Genomic DNA, 7,537 nt, shown 5'->3' with positions numbered 1-7,537 from the left:
GGGCGTTCTCGTAGATTCTGAGGTCTTCGTTGTAGTAGTCCATGTGGCCCTCGTAGAACTCTATGAAGTCGCTCTCTTCCGCGAACTCCCTGAGCGCTGGCAGGAACTCGTTTTCAAACCATGGGTATCCAAGGGTCGTTAGAGGCCTGAGCTCAGGCGGTTCGGAGCAGAGGAGCGTGTAGTATTCAAGATTGAGGAGCAGGTAGTCTCTTTCAGGAACGTTTCTTGCCTGAGAGAGATAGGACTTCAAAAGGAGCACTGCCTTTGAGTTTCTGAACTTTCCGAAGTGTGCCTCGACTTCATCCAGGTAACTCCCCCTGTCGATTACGAAGGGGTCCTTCCCAAAGGCGAGGTAGTAAACGATTCCGAGGAGCTCGGCGTTGGGGCTCATCTCAACCGTTACGTCGGGACCTATTTTAACGGCCGAAGCCCCAGGGGCCGCGAGAGGTGCGAGCAACAGGGTTAGAGTGATTACCCAAACCAAGAGACGCTTCATAACATCACCGGGTAGTAGTTAAGGGAACGGGTTATAAGGATTGCGGGAGAAGTTTAAAAGGCGAAAGCCGAGGAGAATTAGGGTGACCTAAGATGAAGAGGCTCGCGCTCATAATCCTGCTGACCCTGGCGTTAGTTCCACTCAACGGCGTTTCGGCTCAGGAGAACGTCACGGTGGTAGCGACGATAGCCCCAATAGGCTCAATAGTCCAGGAGGCGTTTCCTGGCGTTAAGGTCGAGGTGATAATCCCGCCGGGCGTTAACCCCCACGACTACCAGCTGACGGCCCAGCAGGTCGAACTGCTCTCAAAGGCCCGTGTCATAGTGACGACCGGGGGCCACCTACCCGTTGAGAAAAGGATTGCAGAACTTGAGAAGGAGGACACCGTAACGGGAAAGGCCCTCTTCGTGGATGACTACGTGAAATACGGCTTCCACTACGCCAAAGAACACTGGTACAACGGCAAGGACAATCCGCATGGTGTCTGGCTCGACCCCTACAACGCGATAGCGATAGCCGAGGCCACGAAGGAGGCCTTAATCGAGGAAGACCCTGCGAACGCGATGACCTACGAGAGGGACTTTGAGAGGTTCCGCGAAAGGGTTCTGGCGATAGTCGAGGCCTACAAAGCTTTAGCCCCAAAAAACGCGACCGCCGTGATACAGATGCCCCCCGATGAGTACGCCATCGACTGGCTTGGAATAAAGGCCGTTGCCGCGATAAAGCCCGAGGAAGAGGTTCCCGCGATAGGGGTTGACCAGCTCGTCCCAATCGCGGAGAAGAGTTCGCTCATAGTTTACGGCTCCGACAGCCCGGAACAGCTCAAGAAGGCCTCAATTGAGCTCGCCCAGAAGAGCGGAAAGCCCCTGGCTGAGATAACAGTCTTCTGGGCCTCTGGGAACTACACCGATTGGCTAATCAAAAACACCGCCTCGATAATAAAGGCGCTTTCGGCCCCGGAAAAACCAGGAAAGCCAAACCAAACCGAGAATACCGCCATCAAGTACGCCGTTTTGTCCCTAATCACCGGCGTTGTCCTTGGAACGGCTCTCGGAGTGATATTGAAAAAATGAAAGGGGTCACTCGCGCTTGTAGGGCCTGCCGTCCCACTTGGGCGGCCTGGCCCTTCCTATTATTCCCGCGACCACTATGAGGGTCACGACGTACGGCAGGGTCGCTATGAACTGCCAGGGTATCGTTCCCGCGAGCCACGGGTTGTTCTGGATGTAGATTGCCAGGTTGTCGAAGAATCCGAACAGGAACGCTCCTCCCAGTGCTATCAGCGGGTTCCAGCCACTGAAGACCATGTTGGCCAGCGCTATGAATCCCCTTCCCGCGGCAATCTGCTTTGTAACGGTTCCGAGCCAGTCGACGCTCAGGTAAGCACCTGCGACGCCCGCCAAGGCGCTGGCTATGAGAACTGCCGTGAAGCGGTAGAGCTCGACGTTTATTCCGAGGGCGTCCGCAGCTTCGGGGTTCTCACCGACGGCTCTAATCCTCAGCCCGAAGGGCGTCTTGAAGAGCACCCACCAGGCCACTATGGCGACGGCTATCGTTATCGGCACCATCGGGCTGAGGGAGTTTCCAAAGGCGTCCATCCACAGCGGGCTTATCTGGGCGTCGCTCGGAACCGTGTGCTGTCCTGCGGTTCCCCAGTAGGCCCTTATTCCAAAGGCGACCGCCCCGGCACCCAAGAGGTTGAGGCCTATACCTGGAATGACGTGGTCACCTTTTAGGTACACCGTAAGGACACCGTGGAGGGCTCCGAACAGTAGTCCCACGAACGCTCCGCCGAGGATACCGACCCAGCCATTTCCCGCTAACTCAGCGAATATCGCCCCGAAGAAGGCTGAAAACATCAGGATTCCCTCGTAGCCGATGTTGACGACACCGGCCCTCTCGCTTATCACCGCGCCTACACTCGTGAGAGCTATCGGAACCATCGCCGCGAGTGAACCGAGGAGAAGGCTGATTACCATTGCCTCGTTCATGCCTCACCCCTCCTGAAGGGCCTGGCAAAGAGGTCGAGCAGTCCAGGAACGGCGACGGCTATGATGATTATTCCCTCGATGACCTTAATCATCTCGAGCGGAACGTGGGCGTGCTGCTGCATCGCGGTTGCTCCCGCGCTCAGGGCTCCGAAGAGGATTCCCGCGAAGATTATGCCGAGCGGGTGGTTCCTTCCGACGAGGGAGACGCCTATTCCGTCGAAACCGTAGCCGTGAACGTTCGCCAATCCCTGGGTTATGGCGTAGCTCGGTGGCGTTCCCATTACGAGTCCAGCGCCCGCCAGTCCTGCGGTCATTCCACCGATGACGAACGACCATATTGCAGAACGCTTGGGGTTGATTCCGCCGTATTCAGCCGCCCTCGGGTTCTGTCCGCTGGTTCTGAGCTCGTAGCCGAGCTTCGTGTGCCACATCACTATGAAGACGATTATCGCCGACAGTATCGCCACTATGAACGCCCAGGAGAGGCTTGTTCCCTTAATCAAGAGCGGAAGTCTGGCTGAGGGAGGAATAGGCAGGGTGCTGTTGGGGTCCTTTGGGTTGTAGTAGACGCTGACCGCGAGCCAGCTGACGAGGAAGAAGGCAATCCAGTTGAACATTATCGTGGATATGACCTCGTGAACTCCCCTGTAAACCTTGAGAACCGCCGCTGGAAGGGCCCACAGGGCTCCAATGAGAAGGCCTGCGAGAAGGCCCGCTATCGGGTTCTGAAGGTACTGGGTCACTATTATCGCCGCCATTGCACCGAAGTAGACGGTGCCCTCCGCACCGACGTTGAAGAGGCCAGTTCTCGCGCCTATCGCGAAGGTTATGGCAGTTAGGATTAGCGGGGCGGACTTTGCGAGGGTCTCGGCGATGCCGTCGGTCGAGGCGAGAGAACCAACGATTAGCCAGTAGTAGGCCTCAAGCGGACTGTACCCGCTGAACCATAGGACGAGGGCACCAACGAGGACTCCAATGAGTATCGCCAAAACGCTCTCGGCCACGGGTTTGGCGTATCCCCTGAGCTCATTTTTGAGGTTCACCCTTAACACCTCCCATCATGAGACCAATCTGCTCCTCGGTAACCTCGTCGGGCTTGACTATTCCCATGAACTGGCCCTCGTACATTATCGCCATCCTGTCGCTGAGCTGAAGAACCTCATCCAGGTCGGCCGAGACGAGCAGAACTGCCTTGTTCTCGTTCCTCAGCTTTACGAGGTAGTTCCTGATGTATTCGGTCGAGGCGACGTCAACACCGCGCGTCGGCTGTGCCGCTATGATGAAATCGGGCCTCTTGCTGACCTCCCTAGCAACGATGAGCTTCTGCTGGTTTCCGCCGCTCAGGCTCTTTACGGGAGCCTTCGTTCCGGGCGCACTGACCTCGAACTCCTCTATGAGCCTCTTCGCGTGCTCCTCAACCTTGTTCCAATCGAGTAGGAAGCCCTTCGAGAACTCCTTCCTCCAGTGCATCCCCAGGATGGAGTTCTCCATCACGCTCATCTCAAGGATTAAGCCCATGTGGGTCCTGTCCTCGGGGATGTGAGCCATTCCCATGTCGTAGAGCTCCCTCGGCCTCTTACCTGTAATGTCAACGCCCTTGAGGTAAACTTTGCCCTTCTCGACCTTTCTCAGACCTGCTATGGCCTCTATGAGCTCGCTCTGACCGTTGCCTTCCACGCCAGCTATTCCAAATATCTCACCCGCGCGGACTTCGAAGGTAAGCCCCCTGACGGCATCCTCTCCCCTGTCTCCCTTCACCCAGAGGTCCTCAACGCGGAAGATTACCTCGCCTGGCTCCTTCGGGGGCTTCTCAATCCTGAGAACGACGTCCCTGCCCACCATCATCCTCGCGAGGAGCTGGGGTGTTGCCTCGCTCGTCTTGACGGTTCCGACGACCTCGCCCTTCCTTATGACCGTGACGCGGTCCGTTATCTCCATTACCTCGTTGAGCTTGTGGCTGATGAAAATTATCGTCTTCCCCTGCTCCTTGAGCTTCCTGAGGACCGCAAAGAGTTCCCTGACCTCAATTGGGGTGAGAACCGCGGTTGGCTCGTCCAGGATGAGTATATCAACGTCGCGGTAGAGCATCTTGAGGATTTCAATCCTCTGCTGGACGCCGACGGGAAGGTTCTCCACGGGAACGTCGAGGGGAACCTGGAAGTTGAGCTCGTCCATCAGCTTCTGGAGCTTCTTTCTCGCGTTCTCGACGTCAATCTTCGAGAGAAGGCCGTGTCCCTCCATACCGAGGATGATGTTTTCGAGGGCGTTGAAGACCTCAACGAGCGTGAAGTGCTGGTGAACCATTCCGATTCCGTTCGCTATTGCATCGGCGGGACTCTTGAAGCGGACTTCTTTGCCGCGGAGAAAGATTTTGCCCCTCGTGGGCTTGAGCATTCCGAAGAGTATCTTCATCAGCGTCGTTTTTCCAGCACCGTTCTCGCCGAGGAGGCCAAGGATTTCACCCTCGTAGACCTTAATCGTGACCCCCTTGAGGGCCTTTGTACCGTCGGGATAAACCTTGACTATGTCTCGCATCTCAAGCACTGGGGTTTGCTCTTCCATCGCTTTCACCTCCAAATCCCAGAAGGGAAACAAAAAGAGGAAGAAGAAATCACTGCTTGTGGTTCTTGTAGTAGTCGAGGGCCCAGTAAGCACCGAAGCGGTAACCACCCTCGAACTTGTAGAGAACCGGAATCTCCATACCGAGGACGATTCCTATGGTGTCTTTGTTGTCATTGAGGGTTATCAGGGCGGCGAGCGCTCCAGCGAGGGCCGAACCCTCGTTCTCCTTGAAAAGGACCATCTGGACGTTCTTGGGCATCTCCGGGTCGTAGCCGTCAATGATAACGAACCTCTGGTTCGGGTACTCCTGGGCAACCTGCTTGACGGCGTTGGTCATCATGAAGCCGACCGCGATGATTATGTCGTACTCACCGCTCTTGGCGAGGCTCCTGAGGTTCGGGAGGTAGTCGTTCTCGCTGTTGCTCTGGAGCTCGGTCAGCTGAAGGCCGAACTCCTTGGCGGCCCTGCTCGCTCCGAGGTAAGCCATGTCGTTGAAGCTGAGGTCGCCCCTGCCGCCGACATCGTAAACGATGGCTATCTTCCCGGTGTTCTTCCTCTGGTTGAGCTTCTCGTCGAAGTAGGTCTCGGGCTTGGGCTCCTTGGCCGCCCACTCCTTGGCGTACTGCTCCATTACCGTCCAGTTCTGGGCCTTCCTGAGGAGCTCAATCTGATCCTTGGCGGTGGCCTTTGGAACGATTATCTGACCGCTGATTATCTGCTTCTGGAGGTCGTCAACTGCCTGCCAAATCCAGTCGGGAACCTGCTTCCTCGTCTGCTCAAGGAACTGGATGAGCTCGTCTTCGCTCTTGAAGCCGAGGTCCTTAAGCTTCTTCTCCTTCACGTCCTCAGGGAGGGAGTCGAACATTGCCTTGACGTCCTCTATGGTCGAGAGCTTGACACCGCCCTCCTTGAGGCCGAGCTCGACGACACCACCCTCAAACTTGTTCTCCTCCGCCTGCTTGACGGCGTTGTAGACACCGACGTCAACGCGCTTCATCATGCTCGCGATTATGACGCCGGGCTTAATCCAGTCCTGGGCAGAGTCAACGCCTATGGCGAACGGTGGGCCCATCTTCTTGTTGTTAGCCTTCAGGTAGTCGCCGACTGCCTCGAAGACACCGAGACCGGTTCCTCCAGCGACCTGGTAGATGACCCAGGCCCCCTGCTGAAGCTGGGCCTGTGTGGCCTGCTTACCCTTTGCAGGGTCACCGAATGACCCTGTGTAGGTGTAGAGGATGTTTATTTTAGTCTCCTCCTTGCTGGAGCCACCGCTTATGCAGCCGCTGGCCACTACGCTAAGGGTCATCAGACCCACCAACAACAGACCGAAAAGTTTTCGCATGGTTTAACACGCTCCGACTATTTTGCAAAGGCTTATTTTATCGGGCCCGATAAATACTTTGCGGTGCATTAGGGTGTCCAAAGGGTCGAAAAGGATTTAACTACGCAATAAAAGTTAAAGGGAGGCGTATGCTGAAGGAAATACTTACGATGGACTCTGGAACGGTCATGATTTCAGGTGGGGGTAAGAGGCTCGCGCGGCTTTACTTCCAATCGTGGGCTGAAAGAAAGGGAAGGGCATTAGCGGAAGAACTTCCGTTCCCAGTCCAGGGGGAAATCTACGTCGGCAACCCCTTCAGGGCGGACTTCCCCCTCTACCTCATCGTCAACCCACTCGCCCGTAAAGGGCCCGAGCGCGAGAAACTGCTCCGCTGGCTCAAAATGAAGCGGGAGGAAGGAAAGCTCGTCCTCCTCTATGAGGAGCGCTACGTTGGAGATTCAATAGCCCGTTACAGGATAAGAGAACATCTCGACTACCTCATAGCATACAGGCGAGAGACGATGGGGGCGGAGCTTTTGAAGGTTTATAAGCTCGAAAACGGTCGCGTCGTTGAGAGGAAGACCTACGTGAGGCGCCCGATGACGAGTGGCTTCGGGTCTGAGCGGTGATGAAACCAGCTATCGCCGAGGGCTTTTTATAGGCCTTCCCCCTCTTTTCTCCGGGTGGGAGCATGTTTGGAAAGCTCAGGGAAAAGCTCAAGCGCTTCACGAAACAGGTCGAGGAGAAGATTGAGGAGAAAGAGAAGAAAGTCGAAAAGAAAGTCGAGACCGAGAAGAAGCCCGGCCTCATGGAGAGGCTTCTCCAGGTCGAGATTAAGGAGAAGGACGTCGAGGAGGCTTTGGACGAGCTGGAGCTTGAGCTCCTCGAAGCTGATGTGGCCCTTGAAACCGTCGAGGCCCTGAGGGAGAAGATTAAGGAGAAGCTGGTCGGAAAGAAGGTCCGCATAGGGACCAACAAGAGCAAACTGATAGAGGAAGCGCTCCGCGAGGCAATCCTCGAAATCCTCACTCCAGAGAAGAAGATTGACCTCCTCGAGATGATTCGCTCCAAGGAGGAGAAGCCCTTCGTGATAGTCTTCGTCGGCTTCAACGGCTCGGGGAAGACGACCACCATTGCAAAACTCGCCAACTGGCTCAAGAAGAACGG

The 7,537-nt window shown here is 56.0% G+C and carries 7 protein-coding genes and 1 pseudogene; 3 read left to right on the top strand and 5 right to left on the bottom strand.

Annotated features, from left to right (window positions below; all coding sequences use genetic code 11):
- A pseudogene (locus MVO87_RS03670) lies at positions 1 to 496 on the bottom strand (DUF4932 domain-containing protein); the annotation flags it as partial.
- Between the two features lie 92 nt (positions 497 to 588).
- On the opposite strand from MVO87_RS03670, the gene MVO87_RS03665 reads away from it, so the two are divergent.
- Positions 589 to 1,569, top strand: a complete 981-nt coding sequence (locus MVO87_RS03665) for a metal ABC transporter solute-binding protein, Zn/Mn family (protein WP_297552229.1) — start codon at positions 589 to 591, stop codon at positions 1,567 to 1,569.
- Between the two features lie 6 nt (positions 1,570 to 1,575).
- Here MVO87_RS03665 and MVO87_RS03660 read toward each other — a convergent pair whose 3' ends face one another.
- The 4 genes from MVO87_RS03660 to MVO87_RS03645 are packed head-to-tail and all read right to left on the bottom strand — an operon-like array spanning position 1,576 to position 6,355.
- Complete coding sequence (locus tag MVO87_RS03660; RefSeq protein WP_297515758.1) at positions 1,576 to 2,487, bottom strand: ABC transporter permease; 912 nt, start codon at positions 2,485 to 2,487, stop codon at positions 1,576 to 1,578.
- A complete protein-coding gene (locus MVO87_RS03655; protein WP_297515756.1) occupies positions 2,484 to 3,530 on the bottom strand; it encodes an ABC transporter permease in 1,047 nt (348 codons plus the stop codon). Before MVO87_RS03655 ends, MVO87_RS03660 begins: the two co-directional genes overlap by 4 nt.
- Positions 3,514 to 5,049 carry an ABC transporter ATP-binding protein gene (locus MVO87_RS03650; RefSeq protein WP_297515754.1) on the bottom strand — a complete coding sequence of 512 codons (1,536 nt, stop codon included), beginning with the start codon at positions 5,047 to 5,049 and terminating at the stop codon, positions 3,514 to 3,516. Before MVO87_RS03650 ends, MVO87_RS03655 begins: the two co-directional genes overlap by 17 nt.
- 49 nt (positions 5,050 to 5,098) lie before the next feature.
- Positions 5,099 to 6,355, bottom strand: a complete 1,257-nt coding sequence (locus MVO87_RS03645) for a BMP family ABC transporter substrate-binding protein (protein WP_297515751.1) — start codon at positions 6,353 to 6,355, stop codon at positions 5,099 to 5,101.
- 164 nt (positions 6,356 to 6,519) lie between these two features.
- Between MVO87_RS03645 and MVO87_RS03640 the strand changes: the two genes are divergently transcribed.
- Positions 6,520 to 6,999 (top strand): hypothetical protein, encoded by a 480-nt coding sequence (locus MVO87_RS03640; RefSeq protein WP_297552226.1) that lies wholly within the window; start codon positions 6,520 to 6,522, stop codon positions 6,997 to 6,999.
- Between the two features lie 62 nt (positions 7,000 to 7,061).
- Positions 7,062 to 7,537: signal recognition particle receptor subunit alpha (locus MVO87_RS03635; RefSeq protein ID WP_297552224.1), on the top strand; the 476-nt coding region annotated here is incomplete at its 3' end.

Origin of the sequence: Thermococcus sp., from assembly GCF_027063845.1 — an archaeon.
Lineage (GTDB): Archaea > Methanobacteriota_B > Thermococci > Thermococcales > Thermococcaceae > Thermococcus.
The sequence above is the reverse complement of the archived record's forward strand: the minus strand, read 5'-3'. Positions and strand labels throughout refer to the sequence as shown.